The 16,941-nt window shown below is 68.5% G+C and carries 17 protein-coding genes; 10 read left to right on the forward strand and 7 right to left on the reverse strand.

The genetic code is table 11. The features are described 5' to 3' along the window. Positions 1 to 258: 258 nt before the first annotated feature. Entirely contained in the window at positions 259 to 1,431 is a 1,173-nt protein-coding gene (locus tag GA0070613_RS25645) for a low temperature requirement protein A (protein ID WP_089014612.1), read from the reverse strand. A 314-nt stretch (positions 1,432 to 1,745) separates the two neighbouring features. Here GA0070613_RS25645 and GA0070613_RS25650 point away from each other — a divergent pair, with 314 nt between their 5' ends. Beyond that, positions 1,746 to 1,991, forward strand: a complete 246-nt coding sequence (locus GA0070613_RS25650) for a hypothetical protein (RefSeq protein ID WP_089014613.1) — start codon at positions 1,746 to 1,748, stop codon at positions 1,989 to 1,991. Between the two features lie 396 nt (positions 1,992 to 2,387). Continuing rightward, entirely contained in the window at positions 2,388 to 3,131 is a 744-nt protein-coding gene (locus tag GA0070613_RS25655) for a class I SAM-dependent methyltransferase (protein WP_089014614.1), read from the forward strand. A 700-nt stretch (positions 3,132 to 3,831) separates the two neighbouring features. Here GA0070613_RS25655 and GA0070613_RS32835 read toward each other — a convergent pair. Beyond that, positions 3,832 to 3,975: a hypothetical protein gene (locus GA0070613_RS32835; protein ID WP_172875895.1), complete on the reverse strand. Its 144-nt coding sequence runs from the start codon at positions 3,973 to 3,975 to the stop codon at positions 3,832 to 3,834. On the opposite strand from GA0070613_RS32835, the gene GA0070613_RS32395 reads away from it, so the two are divergent. The 3 genes from GA0070613_RS32395 to GA0070613_RS25665 all read left to right on the forward strand — a co-directional run bounded on the left by GA0070613_RS32395 (position 3,970) and on the right by GA0070613_RS25665 (position 5,576). Beyond that, positions 3,970 to 4,137 (forward strand): hypothetical protein, encoded by a 168-nt coding sequence (locus GA0070613_RS32395; RefSeq protein WP_157746534.1) that lies wholly within the window; start codon positions 3,970 to 3,972, stop codon positions 4,135 to 4,137. The genes GA0070613_RS32835 and GA0070613_RS32395 overlap by 6 nt on opposite strands. A 238-nt stretch (positions 4,138 to 4,375) precedes the next feature. Continuing rightward, on the forward strand, positions 4,376 to 5,212 hold the full coding sequence (locus GA0070613_RS25660) for an arsenate reductase/protein-tyrosine-phosphatase family protein (protein ID WP_089014615.1): 837 nt from the start codon (positions 4,376 to 4,378) through the stop codon (positions 5,210 to 5,212). Next, the gene (locus GA0070613_RS25665; protein ID WP_089014616.1) at positions 5,169 to 5,576 is read left to right on the forward strand and encodes a VOC family protein; all 408 of its coding nucleotides are present in this window, start codon (positions 5,169 to 5,171) and stop codon (positions 5,574 to 5,576) included. Before GA0070613_RS25660 ends, GA0070613_RS25665 begins: the two co-directional genes overlap by 44 nt. A 142-nt stretch (positions 5,577 to 5,718) precedes the next feature. On the opposite strand, the gene GA0070613_RS25670 is transcribed toward GA0070613_RS25665, so the two are convergent. Then, a complete protein-coding gene (locus GA0070613_RS25670) occupies positions 5,719 to 6,654 on the reverse strand; it encodes an RNA polymerase subunit sigma-70 (protein WP_089014617.1) in 936 nt (311 codons plus the stop codon). Between the two features lie 140 nt (positions 6,655 to 6,794). Between GA0070613_RS25670 and GA0070613_RS25675 the strand changes: the two genes are divergently transcribed. Then, a complete protein-coding gene (locus tag GA0070613_RS25675; protein ID WP_089014618.1) occupies positions 6,795 to 7,580 on the forward strand; it encodes a DUF899 family protein in 786 nt (261 codons plus the stop codon). A 157-nt stretch (positions 7,581 to 7,737) separates the two neighbouring features. Here the strand turns inward: GA0070613_RS25675 and GA0070613_RS25680 are convergent, their stop codons facing one another. Together GA0070613_RS25680 and GA0070613_RS33120 are read right to left on the reverse strand one after the other, a co-directional pair. Continuing rightward, complete coding sequence (locus tag GA0070613_RS25680; protein WP_089014619.1) at positions 7,738 to 8,325, reverse strand: VOC family protein; 588 nt, start codon at positions 8,323 to 8,325, stop codon at positions 7,738 to 7,740. Positions 8,326 to 8,698: 373 nt separating this feature from the next. Continuing rightward, the gene (locus tag GA0070613_RS33120; protein WP_089014620.1) at positions 8,699 to 9,019 is read right to left on the reverse strand and encodes a YbfB/YjiJ family MFS transporter; all 321 of its coding nucleotides are present in this window, start codon (positions 9,017 to 9,019) and stop codon (positions 8,699 to 8,701) included. Between the two features lie 61 nt (positions 9,020 to 9,080). Here GA0070613_RS33120 and GA0070613_RS25690 point away from each other — a divergent pair, with 61 nt between their 5' ends. Beyond that, positions 9,081 to 9,860 carry a DUF1223 domain-containing protein gene (locus GA0070613_RS25690; protein WP_157746535.1) on the forward strand — a complete coding sequence of 260 codons (780 nt, stop codon included), beginning with the start codon at positions 9,081 to 9,083 and terminating at the stop codon, positions 9,858 to 9,860. Between the two features lie 42 nt (positions 9,861 to 9,902). Here the strand turns inward: GA0070613_RS25690 and GA0070613_RS25695 are convergent, their stop codons facing one another. Continuing rightward, positions 9,903 to 10,169 carry a hypothetical protein gene (locus GA0070613_RS25695; RefSeq protein WP_089014622.1) on the reverse strand — a complete coding sequence of 89 codons (267 nt, stop codon included), beginning with the start codon at positions 10,167 to 10,169 and terminating at the stop codon, positions 9,903 to 9,905. A 188-nt stretch (positions 10,170 to 10,357) separates the two neighbouring features. On the opposite strand from GA0070613_RS25695, the gene GA0070613_RS25700 reads away from it, so the two are divergent. Then, positions 10,358 to 11,701 (forward strand): glycoside hydrolase family 18 protein, encoded by a 1,344-nt coding sequence (locus GA0070613_RS25700; RefSeq protein WP_089016200.1) that lies wholly within the window; start codon positions 10,358 to 10,360, stop codon positions 11,699 to 11,701. A gap of 213 nt (positions 11,702 to 11,914) precedes the next feature. On the opposite strand, the gene pdxY is transcribed toward GA0070613_RS25700, so the two are convergent. Then, the gene (gene pdxY, locus GA0070613_RS25705) at positions 11,915 to 12,769 is read right to left on the reverse strand and encodes a pyridoxal kinase PdxY (RefSeq protein WP_089014623.1); all 855 of its coding nucleotides are present in this window, start codon (positions 12,767 to 12,769) and stop codon (positions 11,915 to 11,917) included. A gap of 266 nt (positions 12,770 to 13,035) precedes the next feature. Here pdxY and GA0070613_RS25710 point away from each other — a divergent pair, with 266 nt between their 5' ends. Together GA0070613_RS25710 and GA0070613_RS25715 are read left to right on the forward strand one after the other, a co-directional pair. Beyond that, entirely contained in the window at positions 13,036 to 13,962 is a 927-nt protein-coding gene (locus GA0070613_RS25710) for an SCO6745 family protein (RefSeq protein WP_089014624.1), read from the forward strand. Positions 13,963 to 14,719: 757 nt separating this feature from the next. Further along, complete coding sequence (locus tag GA0070613_RS25715; protein WP_172875896.1) at positions 14,720 to 16,834, forward strand: low temperature requirement protein A; 2,115 nt, start codon at positions 14,720 to 14,722, stop codon at positions 16,832 to 16,834. The last annotated feature ends 107 nt before the right edge of the window (positions 16,835 to 16,941 follow it).

A 16,941-nucleotide genomic window follows, 5' to 3' on the forward strand; every position in this document is an offset into this window, starting at 1 on the left:
TCGGGCACTGGCTGACCGCGCGGGAACCACCCCGATCAGGTGAACCGCGGCGACCCGCGTGGTAGCGAGCATGTCCGATCGCCGTCCGCGGTTGTCGGGCAGCGCCGGGGGTTTGAGGGCGGTCTTGGCCGTGCGGATGGCTGTAGGCAGAGCCGTGAGGTGGTCTGAAGGGGCGTCGCGGCAGGGTACCGGTCACCATGTCCCCTCGCCCAGTGAATGCGCTGCGCCAAGTCGTGGAGGAGCAGGGGGTCTAATCCTCTAGGGAGGTGGCGAGGGCTCCTCCCGTGGGTGTTTCCACTCGCGTATCGCGTCCCGCACCGCAACCCCGGCGAGGACGATGGCTGCGGTGCTGGCGGGGATCGTCGGAGGCAGGCGGAGCATCGCCGGCGTCAGGGCGGCGAGCGCGAGCAGTCCGACCACCCGGGACGCGGACACCCGGGCGAACACGTCGTACTCGAGGCGGGATCGCCCAGCCAGGAACAGCGCAGGCCCGCCGAAGATGACCGCGAGCCACGTCGGGTCCCGTTCGAGGGGCTGGTCGATGACGAGGGCGTGGCCCACGCCGGTGGTGAGGATGCCGGTCACCATGACCAGGTGGGTGTAGGTCCCGGACTGACCGAGGCGGGCCGGGCGGGGGGCGGCCTCGAGGACGGCGGGCAGCACGATTCCGGCGCGGTGGAAGTAGATTCGCCACAGCAGGACCGTGCTGGCGAAGGACACTACGGTCGGCAGCACCCGGTCGGGCGTAAACTCTGTGGCGAAGGTCAATCCCGTGAGCAGGATTGTCTCGCCGAGCGTGATGATGATGAACTGCTGGTAGCGCTCAGCGAGGTGCTCGCCCGCGATCATCCACTCCTTCATCCGGGTGCGACCAAGCCCCGGTATGGGCCAGCCGAGGGCGAGTCCCGTGTAGTCCAGTGCTATCGCAAGCGTCCACAGCACCCCGCGCGCGGGACTCTGCGGGAATAGCGCGGCCCCGGCGAGCCAGGGCACGGCGGACACCGCGGCCCAGGAGAGGGTCCGGGCGGGGTTGTGCCGCTCGTGGGGCGAGGCGAGCAGGAGGAAGAGGGGCTTGCCGCATTGGATGGCGACGTAGGTGACCGCGAAGACCAAACCCCGCGGGCCGAACGCATGGGGCAGCGCGACCGCCATGATCATGCTGCCGAACATGACCCAGACGACCATCAGCTGGATCGCCGGTTGTCGCGGATCGAAGCAGCTGGTCACCCATGCCGCGTGGATCCAGACCAACCACAGGGCCAGCAGCAGCAGTGCCGTCTGACCGGCTTCAGGCAGGACGATGCGCCGGTCGGTGGTGAAGTCCTCGATGAGGCGCTGCGAGAGCCGGGTGAGCGCGAAGACATAAACCAGGTCGAGGAGGAGTTCCCCCTCGCGGCCCCGCAGCAGCTCAGGCCAGCGAGCGGTCGTCATATTTTGCCCGTTTCCGTCCGCTTCGCGTCAGTGTTGAAGCAGTCGTACCACATCGGTCGGGGTCCCCGACGCGGATGGTCGGAACCGCCGAGCGGCTGAGCAATCCGTTGCTGCGCCGCCCCGCGCCGACTCAGCCTGTCGAGGTCGCCTCGTGGCCCCGAACGGACCTTCGTTCCGACCCCCCACAGTGGATCGGGGGGCAGCCTGAGCGATGATGTGGCGATCCGGCGGACGAATCTGCGAGAGCCAGACGTATCGAAACCCTGAGGTGCGCGAGTCTCGCCGATCAGCTCCAGCAGTCAACACCGCACACCATGGTCGCGCTCACGGCCGAACTCGTCGATCAGCTCGTCGACGTGCTCACCGGCGCGCTCTTGAAGCAGGACAAAGGCATCCTCGGCGGCCTGCGGATCACGGCTACGCTTCAACCGCATCGCTCGATCGGACTCGCGACCCACGAAAGCAACGCCCGGACGACACCAGGCTCGTTCAGGTTCAACCCTTGTCTATCGGCACGCAGCACCGCGCCCGCGTGCATCAGCCCGTCCGTGGCGATGTGACCCATCACCGGCCCTGAAAACCACCACGAGCTGCCCTCGCGCACCCTCACGACGAAGCCTCACGACCTCGCGGCAGCCCAGCCAGCGCCGTCCGACCTGCTCATCGCCCTCAACCTCATGAGCATGGCCAACCGACCATGCGAACCGCTTCGAGCCAACCACCAGCCACCGAGGACCACGACGTGCCATCGACCCAGCCTACGAACAAGCCATCGAACCGTTGACAACGCCATAGGGACACCTCCCTGCCACCAGACGCTTGCCATGATCCTCAAGATGCGCGTAGCGGCCCTCACGGTTCACGACAGAGCGGGCAAGGCCGCATGACTGCGTTTGCTACCCGCGGGGTCCCAAAATCATTGGACATGCGTCCAACCCATGACGATCGTTGGCGCCATGCAACAGGAGGAGATCTGGGACGTCGACGCCGCCCAGCGCTATGACACGCCGGACAATGGCATGTTCGCCCCGGAGGTCTTGGGGCCGACCGTGGACCGCCTGGCCGAACTTGCAGGCGGTGGAAAGGCGCTCGAGTTCGCCATCGGAACCGGCCGCGTGGCCGTCCCGCTCGCCGAGCGAGGGGTACGGGTCACTGGCATCGAGCTGTCGCATCCGATGATCGACCAACTGCGAACGAAGGTGGAAGAAGCGACGATCCCCGTGGTCGTCGGCGATATGGCGACTGCCGTCGCCCCAGGGAAGTACACGCTCGTCTACCTCGTCTACAACACGATTTCCAATTTGCTCACTCAGGCCGAGCAGGTTGCGTGCTTCCGCAACGCTGCCGGCCACCTCATGCCCGGTGGCCGGTTCGTGATCGAGCTCTGGGTGCCGGAGCTGCGCAAGCTCCCACCTGGTCAGCAGGCCATGGTGTGGCGTTCCGAGCCCGGGTACATCGGCTTGGACACCTACGATGTTCTACGCCAGCACGTTGTATCGCACCATTTCACGTTCGATGAGAGCAGACAGGCTCGGCTGACCCGCAGCCCGCACCGCTACATCTGGCCGGCCGAGCTCGACCTCATGGCTCAATTGGCCGGGTTCGAGCTGGAAACCAGGCATGCGGACTGGACCGGAGGCGACTTCACCGCCGAATCGCGTTCCCACGTGTCCGTCTATCGCATCCCGCCGAACGACTAGGGTGTGTCTCCTGGATCTTGTCGGGGTACGCCCAGTCTCTTGAGAGTCTCGCTGGCGCGCTTTAGGTATTCGCGGGTTGCGCGGTCGAAGGCGCCAGTTGGCAAGGACCAAGCGGCGTCTTGAGGCTCGCCGAGCCGACGGAGCCAGGCGCGCCGCCACGGCAGTTTCAAGATCATGATGTGAGCCCGAGGATGGCGAAGGGTCGGGTCATGTTGCGGCAGGCCCAGCGGGTGGCCTCGTGATGTCTGCGCGTCCGGCCAGACGTAGCGCGCCGATAGCGAGGTTGCGCAGGGAGGCCATGACGCGGGGGCCGTTGCGGGTGCGGACGCGGGAGTGGTCTTCGCGGTAAAGGGTGTCGCGGATCCAGTGCTGGAAGCACAGAACCGGCCAAAGAGGCTCTTCTGACGTTCTCGTGGGTGAGTTGAGGCCCTGATCAACAAGGCACGCCGTGCCCCGTCTAGTTTCTGAGCTGCGAAGAACAGGATACCGAAGATCGAAACATGGCGTGCGTTTGACCAGGGTATTGCATCGACAGGCAGGGTTCGAACGGGCGGTTGTCGAGGTGGGTCACGACGAAGCTCCGGCGCAGAGGATCTGTAGGAAGACCCTTGCTACCCGGAGCTTCGTCTCCTATATGGAGCGACACGCCGACGTTGATCAGGTCGCGATCCACTCGGCGACGAGCGGCCCCCGCTCAAGCTCATAATCTTGAAACGGCCGTGGGCGCGCCGCTGACGGTATCGACGAACTGACACTGACCATTGACGGTGTCGAGGTAACGGGGCTCTTCGAATACCGCACAGCGACGCATCTGTTCACCTTCACCGGCGATCGAACCATGCACGCGATCGATCCTTGTGTCACCGGAACCGCACAGTCGGCCGTCGCCGATGGCTACCTTGTCGTCGTCAAGCCCTTACCCTGGGGCGTGCACAGCCTCGTCACGACAGCACACGACATCGCGGGCAACGCACTGACCATCAGCTACACGATCACCGTCACCTGACGGACCTCTGGTTGGGGCGGCCTGGTCGGTCCGCCCCAACGAGGCCGCGCACGATGACGAGTGCTGCAAAGGCGTACACATGTTGCTCGACGCGGTTTCCGCAACAGCAGTGTGCAGCTGACGCCGCAAGGAGGCCGGCGAAGCATTCGCCGGCCTTGCGAACGAGGTGGAAAGCTCCCTGACCCGGCCGGCGGCACGAAGACAGTCAATCAAGTCAGTTTGATGTACCCTCTGGTTCATGGCTGCGTCGAGTCAAGCCGCCCCAGCGTTCATGCGCTTGGCCGCCCACCCGCTGCGGTGGCGGCTACTGACCGAACTCGCCGACAGCGACCTGCGGGTCCGCGAGCTGGTCACGCTGATCGGCCAGCCGCAGAACCTGGTCTCCTACCACCTGCGGCTGCTGCGTGACGGCGGCCTGGTCACCGCCACGCAAAGCAGCTTCGACGGCCGCGACAGCTACTACCACCTGGATCTGGACCGCTGCACCCAAGCGCTGGCCAGCACCGGCGCCGCCCTGCACCCGGCCCTACGCTTGGATGGCGCCACGGTGGCCCCACCGGTCCACCAGCGGCGGTTGCCCCACCTCGCCGTGCTGTTCGTATGCACGGGTAACAGCGCCCGCTCACCGACCGCCGAAGGCCTGCTACGCCACCACACCGCCGGACAGGTGGAGGTCAACAGCGCCGGCAGCCGCCCCCGGCCGCTACTGCATCCCAACAGCGTGCGGGCGCTGCGCGACCAGTACGGCATCGACATCGCCGGTCAGCGCCCCCGCCACCTGGACACCCTTGCCGGCCGTCGGTTCGATTACGTGATCACCCTGTGCGACAAGGCCCGCGAGGTCTGCCCCGAGTTCGACGATCACCCTCGCCGCATTCACTGGAGCATCCCTGACCCCGCCTTGGCCGGCGACAGCGACCAGGCCAGCTACCAGGCCTTTGCCCGCAACGCCGCCGACATCGATACCCGCATCCGCCATCTGCTACCCGTCCTCGCTACCCGCCCAGCTATGAGTCAAGGAGGTTTGAGCCATGACCGGACCCGACGAGTACGCCAGCGTCCGCTACCTGGTTGACGACGTCCAGGGAGCCGTCGACTTCTACACCACTCACCTCGGCTTCCAACTCAGGACCACGGCCGGACCCGCCTTCGCTGACGTGGTCCGCGGCCCGCTGCGGCTGCTGCTGTCCGGGCCCGCCAGCTCAGGCGCCCGAGCCACGCCCAAGGACGCCACGACTCCCGGCCGCAACCGCATCCACCTCACCGTCGACGATCTGGACGCCGAGATCGACCGGCACCGGGGCGCTGGACTGTCGTTCCGCAGTGACGTGGTTTCCGGCCCCGGCGGGCGTCAGATCCTGCTGGCCGACCCCGCCGGCAACCTCATCGAACTGTTCCAACCAGCCCGTCAGACCGGTGCCGCGACGACCACCCCCTGACGAAGCCCGTTGACGGCGCTGCTGTAGCAGCATAATCCGCTCGCTGCTCAAGCCTGCGCCCGCTCGTTTCCAACCGTCAGTGCCCGGGTTCCTCGTCGCAAGGCATCCACCAATGGGCTGAAAGCGAGCGCAGGGCCTGAGCTCAGGACTTACTCGTCCAGGGCACGAGCGTGGCGGGCATGCCGAAGGCGGCGACGTGACGGGCACCGACGAAGGCGTTGCTCTCCACGATCTTCCCGTCCTCGATCCGGAGTACGTCGACGACCAGCGCCTCGTAGTGCGGGCTGCCGGGCCGGCGGAGATAGTTGATCAGTGCCGGGCGCCCGTTGGCCGAGGCGGGGAACGTACGCCAGTCCAGCGGTCGGCCGAGGAACCTCGCGGCCGCGTCGATCCCAACGACCGGCGGCTCGGGCGGCATCGTGATCCGTACGTCCTCGGCGAGCAGTGCCCGGAACGTCTCGGGGTCCCTCGCGTTGGCGTAGCGACGCAGGATCTCTTCGTCCTCGCCGGTGAGCTGCGGGCGGCGCCAGTCCAGCGGGTCCGCCGGAGCATGCCGCCGCAGGGTGTGGCGGGCCCGCTGGAGGAGGCTGTTGACGGCCGCTACGGCGGTGTCGAGCGCGCCGGCGATCTCCTGCGGCGTCCAGCCGTAGACGTCGCGCAGCACGAAGGCCGCCCGCTGCCGCGCAGGCAGGTACATGAGCGCTGCGATCAGGGCCAGCTCGACGGTCTCCCGGGCGGCGAGACCGGCCTGGAGGTCGTCGGCCAGGAGGGCGTCGGGATAGGGACCGAGCTCGGTGGACCACTCCAGCGGGTCACCCGACGGTACCGTCCGGTGACCAGCCGCCTTGCGGCTGTCGAGGAAGACGTTCGTGGCGATCCGGTAGAACCAGGTGCGCGCGGACGCCCGCCCCTCGAAGCGGCCTCGGGCGCGCCAGGCGCGTAGGAAGGTCTCCTGCACCAGGTCGTCCGCGTCGGTGACGTTGCCTGCGAGGCGGTAGCAGTGCACGTGTAGCTCACGCCGGTGCTCGTCGAATGCGCGCTGCAGCCAAACCGCCTGCTCGCCAGGCGAGTCAGACATGTGATCTCCCAATGGGCTGAATCGTCGTCACGACCGTACTGACGACCGCCGACCTCATCCGTCATCGGTGACCGATGACGATCGCCGACTCGCTCGTCCATACCGGTGATCGACCCCCGACTCCACGAAGGGATACAGCCATGACGGCAACCCCTGCGTACAGCGCCGCCACGCCGCCGGTCGTCGACCGGGAGACCTGGCTGCGCGAGCGCAACGAACTGCTGGTCCGGGAGAAGGACCATACCCGCGAAGGAGACGCGATTGCAGCCGCTCGTCGTCAGCTGCCGATGACCTTGGTGCCGACAGTGACGGTGCAGGGCCCCGGCGGGGACACCCCGTTGGTGGAGGTGTTCGAGGGCCGCCGGATGCTCATCGCCTACTTCCACATGTGGCACGACGGCAGACCGTTCGAGGATCAGTGTGAGGGGTGCACTTTCTCGACGTGTCACGTGCAGATGTTGGACTACCTGCATGCCCGGGACGTCACCTACGCCGTGTTCTGCCAGGGCCCCTACGACGACAGTGCCGCGTTCGCGGAGTTCATGGGCTACACGTTCCCCTGGTACTCGGCGAAACACTCCGACCCGGCTCTGGCGGACGGTCGCGGATTCGGGTTCATCGCGTGCTACCTGCGCGACGACAACCGGGTCTACGAGACCTACTGGACCACAGGGCGGGGCGTGGAGGCGTTGATGACCAGCTACCACGCCCTGGACCTCACCGTGTACGGCCGGCAAGAGAACTGGGAGAACTCACCCGAAGGGTGGCCCCAGGTCAGCGGCCACCCGTGGCGTCTCAACGGCCGCCCTGTAGCGCAGTGGACCCGCCCGGGCGTCGCGCCGGCGATGATGTCGGACGCTCGAGCTGATCATGCCCGGGTCGGCCGCATGTCGGCCTGCTGCTGGGCCGAGGCGGATCTCCCCTGACCGGCGCGAGCACCCGACATCTGATCGGCAACGCTTGAGAAAGACGGTGACCTTCTCATGTTGTCTCGCCGTTCGTCGAGCAGACCGCCGCCGGCCGGCTCGCCCGCGCAGTGCCCTCCCGGCGCGCCAGCGCCGATGACGATCGCAGCGTAGTGACTTACTTGGGCAGTTCGGCGCCTGTCTGCTCGCTCACCATGTACTCCGCGTACCAGTCGGGCCAGTTCGCGTCCGCCTCGCCGATGCGCTTCTCGTGCTCGCCGTGGGCGGCCGCCGCACGCCGAAGCGCGCTCGCCAGGTCGCTTGCGGAGCCGAACGAAGTCGCGGCAGCCTCGATGCGCCCGGGAAGCCGGGTCGTGATCTCCTGCAGCAGCCAGTCGTTGCCATCGGGATCGCGGAACGAGGCGCGCGAGAAGTAGCTGCGGCGCTCGGGATCCAGACCGCTGACCGGGCCGTCCGGGCCGATGTGGAAAACCTCGCTCACCTCGATACCGGCGGCGACCAGCGCGTTCCGGGCCGCCTCGATGTCGGACACGATCAGGTATTCCTTGGCTGAACCGGGCGCGGCCGACGTGAGATTCGTACCGAATTGGACTGAGCACCCGGAGCCGTGCGGCGTGAACTGGATCACGCCAGGCGGTGTCTGGTCCAGCCTCCACCCGAGGCGCCCGTAGAACTCCTTCGCGCGGTCGACATCCGAGACCGGGATGACGACCACCTCGAGCTTCATGTCGACGTTCGTGCTCATCGCGGCCTCCCTGGGCTGAGTCAGGGCATCATGCGCTTCCCCTGCGGCGTCTTACCAGAGTGGGACACCCCCGTCGGTTTCCTGGCCTCCGTGCTGCGCCAACGGCCGGGACTCCCCAGACGATCAGGCGGGCCATCGCTCCGACTGAGGCCGCCGGTGAGGCAGGGTCTCGGTTACGACGGTACTGCTTCCGCATTTACGGGGTGCCTCGTTCCCGGCATCGCCTCCGCCGCCGGCTGGGACGCCCGCCTGGCCGAGGAGGGAGAAGCACTCGGCCCTTTGGGGCGACCGTTACCGAAGCGGTATACCGCCACCAGCTCCGGCCCACCCTGCTCACGGAGCGACCGCCATGGATGCCATCGTTGACGGCTGTTCACTCCGTTGAGCGCAGGTGTGTGAAGCGGGACGATCCACTGCCTTTGGACTGCGGAAATGCCCACAGCGCCGAGGATGGCAGGGCGGCGAGGCCGACGAGGACCCAGGCGCCCCTGCCGACCCAGCCCGGCGCGGTTTGGTCGATCGCAGCGGCCAGGAACGTCCCGGCGATGATGTAGCCGACGCCTTCCAGCGTGTGGCTGGTCAGGAGCGCGCCGAACCAGCGCAGCCAGCAGTCGTCCGGCGGGCAGTTCGGCTCGCGGATTGGGAGATCAACTGCGGGCCCACCCGTCGCCGCGCGGCGAGGGTGATCAGGCATGGTCGCGGCCGTAGCGGGAACCGGAGAGCCACCAGCCGGACCGACGAAGGGAGGACGCCCCATGGCGGACCCGTCGCGCACAGGGTCGGATCGTGCCCGCCCGCCTGATTCGCCGCTGCAGGCGCGGGACGTCGCGCGGGCCGGTGGCGGCTTCGCCGTCGTGGAGATGTTCACCTCCCAGGGCTGCTCGAGCTGTCCTCCCGCGGAGGAGGTGCTGACCGAGATCGAGCGCGACGCCCGGAAGCGGGAACAACCCATCTACGCCCTCGGCTTCCACGTCGACTACTGGGACGACCTGGGCTGGCCCGACCGGTTCGCGGACGAGGCGTACACCGCCCGGCAGCAGGCGTACGCGCGCGCCTTCGGCTCCGGGCAGTTGTACACGCCGCAGATGGTCATCAACGGCACCGTCGAGTTCGTCGGTTCCGACCGTCGGCGGGCGGCGACGGCGATCGCGTCCGCCCTGACGGCGGTAGCCACCACGCCGCTCGCACTGTCGGTCGAGGACGCTGCCAGGAGCACCGGCGGCGGACGTCGGGTGGTGGTGGGCTATCAAACTGAGCGGCCCCCGCAGCGGGCGGTGTTGAACGTGGCGATCGTGGAACGTGGCCTGGAAAGCGAGGTCGCCCGAGGTGAGAACGCCGGGCGGACGTTGCGCCAGGACAACGTGGTGCGCGCCTTCACGTCCGTGGATCTGGACGCGGAGCGTGGGCGGGTGGAACTGGACGTGCCGCCAGATCTTGATCCTCGACAAGCCTCGGTGGTCGGCTACGTGCAGAACGACGGTGACAAGGCCATCGTCAGCGCCACGGCCACCGACGTGTCCGCCGAGCCCGGATGAGAGCTGCTGCTGCGCCACTTCGGGACGGTCGATCAGCGACAATCACCAGTCGACCAAGACCAAGACCACCAGCACCAGCACCAGCACCAGCACCAGCACCAGCACCGACCCCATCACGTCTTGAGGTGTGATCGTAGAAGCCGCCCGGGAAACCTCGCGGGCGCCGCCCGAAGCAGTGCCCGCACGGCGATCGACCTGCTCCACTCCCACGTACAGCTGGTTGCTTCGGGGACGACGCACCGCTGCGCCAGGATCTGCATCAATCTGGCGGCTCCGGCGCTGGGTCGCCGTGACGGTCGAGCTGGCCATCGAAGCGGGTTCGATCCGTAACGTCGGCAGCTTGACGACTTCGGTCTTCTCTGGGAGCTCACGCCCAGTGCAGCCGCAAACGCCTTACGGCCCTGACCTGCTCTTGACCGCCGAATGTGATCGGCTTAGCTTCTTCGATAAGAAAGGTCTCTTTACTAATCTCGCTCCGTCCCTCCGTGGGAGTGCCGATGCGACCATTCCACCACCGCCACCTCACCGCCCTCGTCGCCCTGGCGACCGTGCTGGTCACCGCCACCCCGCCGACCGCCGCGAGCGCGGATGACAGCCCGAACCGCCGGGCCGGTTACCACCGGGTCGGCTACTTCACCCAGTGGGGCATCTACGGCCGGGCCTTCCCAGTCAAGAAGCTCGACACCTCCGGGGCGGCGAGCCGCCTCACCCACGTCAACTACGCCTTCGGCAACGTCAGCGAGGACGGGCGCTGCTATGTGGACGGTGGGGCGGGCGAGGGTGACGCCTGGGCCGACTACCAGCGTCCCGTCCCGGCGGAGGAGAGCGTCGACGGAGTTGCCGACGCCTGGGGCGAACCGCTCAACGGCAACTTCGGCCAACTGGCCAAGCTCAAGGCCAAGCACCCCGATCTGAAGGTGCTGATCTCGCTGGGCGGCTGGAGCTGGTCGACGTACTTCTCCAACGCCGCCCGCACCGACGCCTCCCGCAGGGCGTTCGTCGCCTCCTGCATCGACCTCTACCTCAAGGGCAACCTCCCAGTCCTGGACGGTGGCAGTGGCGGCCCGGCCGCGGCCGCCGGCGTCTTCGACGGCATCGATCTGGACTGGGAGTGGCCGAACTGGCCGGGTGAGCCGGGCAACGTGATCCGCCCGGAGGACCGGCAGAACTTCACCAAGCTGCTCGCCGAGTTCCGCCGGCAACTCGACGCGTACGGCCGGAAAACCCGCAAGCACTACCCGCTGACCGCCTTTCTGCCGGCCAATCCGGCGACGATGGACGCCGGGTATGAGGGGCGCGAGATCTTCCCGTACCTGGACTTCGCAACGGTGCAGGGGTACGACTTCCACGGCGCCTGGGACGCGGTGACAAACCAGCAGTCGGCGCTGCGTGTGCCGGCGGGAGCGCCGGACAGCCCGGACTTCTCCGCCGAGGTGGCGATCGACGGCTGGATCGCCCGCGGTGCGCCGCGCGAGAAACTGGTCCTGGGAATCCCGTACTACGGTCGGGGCTGGACGGACGTCACCGGGGGTGGGAACGGCCTGTTCCAGCCCGCGGCCGGGCCCGCGCCGGCCACCTTCGAGGCCGGATACGAGGACTACCGGCGGCTCAAGACCCTGGCCGGCAATGGCTTCACCGTTCACCGCGACCTTCGTGCCGGGCACGCCTGGTTGTTCGACGGCACGACGTTCTGGACATACGATGATCCGGCGGTGGTGCTGCAGAAGACGCTGTACATCCGGCGGGCCGGCCTGGCCGGAGCAATGGTCTGGTCGCTGGACGGCGACGACGACAACGCCACGTTGACCAAGACGATCAGCCTCGGACTTGCGACGCCGTAGCCGTACCTCGCGGCCCTCGTAGCGCTCCTACCGGCCCACCCAGCAAACCCCACCGCCCGCCGCCGACCGATTCCTCGGCCGGCGGCGGGCCGGTAGGCCGTGGCCGAGGACCACGCGCGGCGGTACGGGCATCCGAGGCAAGGCCAGCCGCGACGTCTTCCGATGATCGCCTTCTACCACCACCGAGGCCGACAACGCCGCCCGACGCAGCCACTACGTGGCGTACGGCTTGGCGGCGAACCTCTTGGGCGGGTCAGCGATCGCGTCCTGGGCGGCGATCAGCTGGATCTCGCGGGTGCCTGCCGCGAGGGTCGCCTCAAGAACGGTGAAGATAGCGGCGGCGGTATGCTCCAGCGCCGTGGCGGGCGAGCCGGTCGTCAACAGGTGCGCGAGATACAACGCCGCCGTGACGTCGCCGGCGCCATTCGGGCTGATCGGCAGCAGCGGCGTGGTCACCGCCCAAGCGCCCTCGTCCGACACGGCCACCATCTCCAGCGACCCGTCAGGGACGTCACCGTGCAGCACACTGGTGACCAGAACGTGCCGCGGCCCCATCCCGCGCACGACGTCGACCGCCTCCAGCAGCTCCCTCGGCGAGTCCGTCGCACGACCCGCGAGGAACTCCAACTCGAACTGATTCGGAGTGACGATGTCGGCGCGCGGCACCACCGTGTCCCGCATGTACTCGGGGATTCCCGGCCGTACGAACATGCCGCGGCCGACGTCGCCCATCACCGGGTCGCAGCAGTACACCGCATCCGGGTTGGCCGCCTTCACCTTCTCCACCGCGTCGAGGATCACCGCGCCCATCGCCGGGTCGCCCTGGTAGCCAGACAGCACCGCGTCGGCGTCCCCGAGGACCCCACGATCCTCGATGCCCGCGATCACCTCGGCAACATCGGCCGGCGCCAGAAGCGGCCCGCGCCACGCGCCGTACCCGGTGTGGTTGGAGAAATGAACGGTAAGCACCGGCCAGACCTCGTGGCCCAGCCGCTGCAGGGGGAAGACGGCAGCGGAGTTGCCGACGTGACCGTAGGCGACCGAGGATTGGATGGACAGGATCTTCACACGGCTAATGGTGGCACCTACCGGCGGAGCCGGATGCACCGATCACCCTCGTGCCGGATGATGGGCCTCCGGCCCGGGGTCGGCCACGCTGCTGGGCAGACCCGTCAGCGGGCATGCGTGGCGGCGACGAGCCGGGTTATCTCGTCGCCGTCCGTGGCCTCGCGTCCATTGCGCTGCACCGGTGCCCCCAGGGACTGGGGCGTGACAGGGCCGCCGCCGGCATGGGAAGCTACCGGCCGGTAACGTCGTCGACGGAAGGCAGCGACATGACGGACGTGGCGGCTCCCAGCTGGCAGACGCCGGCAACACTCGACCCGGCCGTCGTGCGCCACGCCTGGCGGGTGACCGAGCCCCTGCATGGGATGATCTACTTCGCGCCCGAGGCGCACGAGCGGTACGCCGCCCTCGGCATCGCCGAGCCGGCCGGCTACTTCGCCTCCCGGGCGGCTGCCCTGGGGCCGGTCGGCCCCGGCCCGGTCGTTGCCAGCTTCTTCAACTTCAACCCGGACCTGGTCGCCCGGGTGCTGCCGGCCGCCTGGGAGCGGGCGACGCCGGCGGCCGTGCTGGCCGCCCGGCTGCAGGCTGCCGGCGCGGCCCTGTCCCGCGCGCTCGGCGACGCGGTGCACGGCCCGGAGATGGTCGAGGCCGCTGAGCTGGCCCGTTGCGCCGCCGAGTCCGCCACCGCCTACCCCGAGGGGCGGCCACTGTTCGCCGCCCACGCCGCGCTGCCCTGGCCGGAGCAGCCGCATCTGATTCTCTGGCAGGCCCAGACGGTCCTGCGGGAGTTCCGCGGCGACGGGCACGTGGCCGCCCTGGTGCTCGCCGGCCTGACCGGGTTGGAGGCACTGGTCCTGCACGCCGCGTCCGGTGAGGTGCCGGTCCGCTTCCTGCGCCGCACCCGCGGCTGGAACGGCGAGCAGTGGGCTGACGCGATCGAGCGGCTGCGCGGGCGCGGGTTGATCGAGGGCGACGAGCCGGCGTTGAGCGACAGCGGACGGGCGCAGCGCGCGTGGATCGAGGCGGCCACCGACCGGCTCGCCACGCCCGCGTACGCGGTGCTCGGCGCCGACGGGTGCGCCCGCCTCGCCGAGCTGACCCGGCCAATGAGCCGGGCAGTGGTCGACGCCGGACTGCTCAACGTCGACAACGCCGTGCCGTCGCGTGCCGACCGGGTGGCGTCCCGCTCGACGTGAGCCCGGCTCAGTTCTTCTCTGGTCCACGCTGCTCGCCTCGATTGATCATGCCGGCGCTACGCTGACCGTCCCCGCCGGGCCCGAGCGCAGGCGTCGTCTCACTGTGCGGGCCCGGCACCGTCCCAGGCCGACGCCGCCTCAACCCCCGACGTACGAGATGAAGAGCAGGTCGGAAGCCAACTCGCCGCCAGCACCCTCCTGGTGCTCGGCCTGCACCTCGCGCGGGGCATGTTCGCCGCAGCGAGATCATCGAGCTGCTGCACGCGGGCCGGGCGGCCGGCCGGTGCACGGCACTCGAGCTCGCCACCGGTGACACGCCCGAGCTGCGCCGAGCGGGGCTCTGGGCGCTCGGATTCGTGGCCAAAGCGCAGGATGTCGTGTCCCACACGGTGGAGCTTTCCCTGGCCGGGCAAGTCGGCCGCCGCCCTCCGTACCGTTACCCGTGGTCGTACACGGTCACGGCGATGTCGGGCTCGCAGAGGGTTCGCACGATCAGGCGACCCGGGTAAGTAGGCAGCCTCGAGGTTGGTACCACACTCCTCTCCCTGAGGGCCGGGTTGAGGCGATCAACTGTCGTCGGCTTGGCTGGTTGACAGAGTGAGATCGTGCGGGGCTTCGGTCGAACTGCGTGGGCCCGCGAGGAGGGCGGAGTCAGCCGGCTAGAGCTGTTCCTGGACCTGATCTTCGTGTTCGCGTTCCTGAACATCACCGGGGTCACCGCCGAGCAGCTCAATCCGGCCGGCCTTCCCCGCGGTCTGTGCTGCTCGTCCTGCTGTGGGGTTGCTGGGCCCCGTATGCCTGGCTCGGCAACATGGTCCGGCTCGACCGAGGCGTCATGCCGGTCTTCATGTTCGGACTCAGCGCGACGCTCCTCGTGATGGGCCTGACGGTCCGCGAGGCGTTCTTCGACCGTCCCGGCGGGCTATCGGGACCGGTCGTATTCGCGGTGTGCTACCTGATCGCCCGCGGCAGCGCTCTTGTCCTCGCTTCCGCCGCCGGCCTGACCGAGCCGGGGACGCGGCGGCAGTATTTGAGAGCCCTGCCGCCGCTGGGGGCGGGAACGATAGCGCTGCTGGCTGCTGCCATCGTCCCCGAGTACGTGAACGGCGCGGTGGCCCGCGAATGGACCAGGTTTTCCCTGGTGGCCTGCGCGATCGTCGCCGGGTACACCGGCACGTTGCTGCTCGGCACCGGAGCCTGGCGAATTAGATCCATCCCGTACTGGGCCGAACGGCACAGCTTGATCATTCTGATCGGCTTCGGTGAGGCCATCATCTCGGTAGGGTTGAGCCAGGGCGCCGCAGTGGCCCAACCGCTCACCCTGACCGTGCTGGCCGGCGCGCTGCTCGGCGTCGTGCTTGCCGGGGCGCTGTGGTGGAGCTACTTCGACGTGGCCCGGTTCGCGGCGGAGCTAGCGCTGCAACGAAAGTCGGAGGCCCGCCGAGCCCTCTTGGGGCGGGATGCGTACATCTTCTTGCACCTGCCGATGACGGCCGGGCTCGTACTGGTCGCCCTCGGCATCAAGCACGCACTCGCCGAGCTGCGGGTTCCGTCGGACGCATCGGTCTGGATAGGGCTGGTGGTGCTCTACGGCGGTGTGATCCTCTATCTCGTCGGCCTGATTCTGTTCGAGGTGCGGACGCTGCGCCTGCTCGGCCGGTCACCGCTCCTCGGGATCCTCCTGGTGAGCTGCCTGGCGATGATCGGGCCCCGGTTGCCCGTGCTGGCCCAGCTGGCGCTGTTGACCGCAGCGGTGGGTGCAATGGGACTGGCCGACGCCACAATCTTCCGGCGCCGCCACCGCCAGCTGCACGCGGCGATCCAACCGATGGCCGCGCAATCCGGGGTGACGCCGAAGGAACTCTTCTTCGACCTGGTCTTCGTGTACGCGTTCCTGCAGGTCGCCGCCCTGATGTCCGACGATCCCACCTGGCACGGCGTGGTGCGCGGGTTGCTGGTGCTCGTGGTGCTCTGGTTCGCCTGGTCCATGTACACCTGGCTGGCCGTCGCGGTCCGCTCGGAGAGCCCGGTGGTGCGTCTGGTGATGGTGGTGGTGGTCGCGTTGACTGCGGTGATCACGCTGGCCAGCCCGCAGGCATTCAACGATGCCCGCGGTGGTCTCTCCGGGCCAGTGGTCTTCGTGGCCTGTTACGGGCTGATTCGGCTCCTGCACCTCGGCGCGTTCTGGCTCGTCAACCGGCAAGACCCGACGCAGCGGCCCGCAGTGGCGCACAGCGCGGTGCCGACCCTTCTAGCGCTCGCCATGCTGTCGGCTGCCGCGTTGATACCGCACCCCGTCGGCGACATCCGGCTGTTGACCCCGGTGCGCGCGGGGCTCTGGATCGCCGCCATCGCCGTGGACCTGGTCGGCAACGCCCTGAGCGGGCTCCGTCACTGGGGGGTATGGTCCGCGGAGCACTGGGCAGATCGGCACAGTTTGATCATCATCATCGCGCTCGGCCAAGCGGTCATCTCGATGGGCACGGCCGTGGCTTACACACCGATCTCCGCCCGGATCATCATCGCCGCCGCGCTCGGCACGGCTCTGCTGGCCGCGCTGTGGTGGATCTACTTCGGTGCGGCAGCCACCGTCGGCGAGCGGGCCCTCGCAGCGAGCGGCAGAGCCACGCGTACGGCGATCGCCCGAGACGCCTACACCTTCCTGCATCTGCCGATGGTCGCCGGCATCGTTCTGGTCTCCCTCGGACTCGGCAAGACGATGTCGGTGCTGGGCAGCCCGGGCCTGTTCGAACTCGGGTGCCGGTTCACGGGCTCGCCCACCTCGCTCTCTTCGGCGGCGTTATCGTCTACCTGCTCGCCGACCACGGCTTCCGTTGGCGGGTGTCCCGCCGCGCCAACCGGCAACGGATAGCCCAGACCTTGGTGGTGACGGCGATGGTACCGGCCACCGCCCGGCTTCCGGCGCTGACCTCGCTCGCCTCACTGGCCGCAGTCTGCCTCGGGTTCATGATGATCGAG

The sequence above is a fragment of the Micromonospora inositola genome (genome assembly GCF_900090285.1).
GTDB classification, from domain to species: domain Bacteria; phylum Actinomycetota; class Actinomycetes; order Mycobacteriales; family Micromonosporaceae; genus Micromonospora; species Micromonospora inositola.

Bases quoted from the DNA above. Each gene is read 5' to 3' on its own strand.
- GA0070613_RS25680 (WP_089014619.1), bottom strand. From the start codon at position 8,325: ATGAGCACGAACGTCGACATGAAGCTCGAGGTGGTCGTCATCCCGGTC.
- GA0070613_RS25650 (WP_089014613.1), top strand. From the start codon at position 1,746: ATGGTCGCGCTCACGGCCGAACTCGTCGATCAGCTCGTCGACGTGCTC.
- GA0070613_RS25695 (WP_089014622.1), bottom strand. From the start codon at position 10,169: ATGGCCAGCTCGACCGTCACGGCGACCCAGCGCCGGAGCCGCCAGATT.
- GA0070613_RS25645 (WP_089014612.1), bottom strand. From the start codon at position 1,431: ATGACGACCGCTCGCTGGCCTGAGCTGCTGCGGGGCCGCGAGGGGGAA.
- GA0070613_RS32395 (WP_157746534.1), top strand. From the start codon at position 3,970: ATGCACGCGATCGATCCTTGTGTCACCGGAACCGCACAGTCGGCCGTC.
- GA0070613_RS25700 (WP_089016200.1), top strand. From the start codon at position 10,358: ATGCGACCATTCCACCACCGCCACCTCACCGCCCTCGTCGCCCTGGCG.
- GA0070613_RS25660 (WP_089014615.1), top strand. From the start codon at position 4,376: ATGGCTGCGTCGAGTCAAGCCGCCCCAGCGTTCATGCGCTTGGCCGCC.
- GA0070613_RS25710 (WP_089014624.1), top strand. From the start codon at position 13,036: ATGACGGACGTGGCGGCTCCCAGCTGGCAGACGCCGGCAACACTCGAC.
- GA0070613_RS25690 (WP_157746535.1), top strand. From the start codon at position 9,081: ATGGCGGACCCGTCGCGCACAGGGTCGGATCGTGCCCGCCCGCCTGAT.
- GA0070613_RS25675 (WP_089014618.1), top strand. From the start codon at position 6,795: ATGACGGCAACCCCTGCGTACAGCGCCGCCACGCCGCCGGTCGTCGAC.
- GA0070613_RS25670 (WP_089014617.1), bottom strand. From the start codon at position 6,654: ATGTCTGACTCGCCTGGCGAGCAGGCGGTTTGGCTGCAGCGCGCATTC.
- GA0070613_RS33120 (WP_089014620.1), bottom strand. From the start codon at position 9,019: ATGCCTGATCACCCTCGCCGCGCGGCGACGGGTGGGCCCGCAGTTGAT.
- GA0070613_RS25665 (WP_089014616.1), top strand. From the start codon at position 5,169: ATGACCGGACCCGACGAGTACGCCAGCGTCCGCTACCTGGTTGACGAC.
- GA0070613_RS25655 (WP_089014614.1), top strand. From the start codon at position 2,388: ATGCAACAGGAGGAGATCTGGGACGTCGACGCCGCCCAGCGCTATGAC.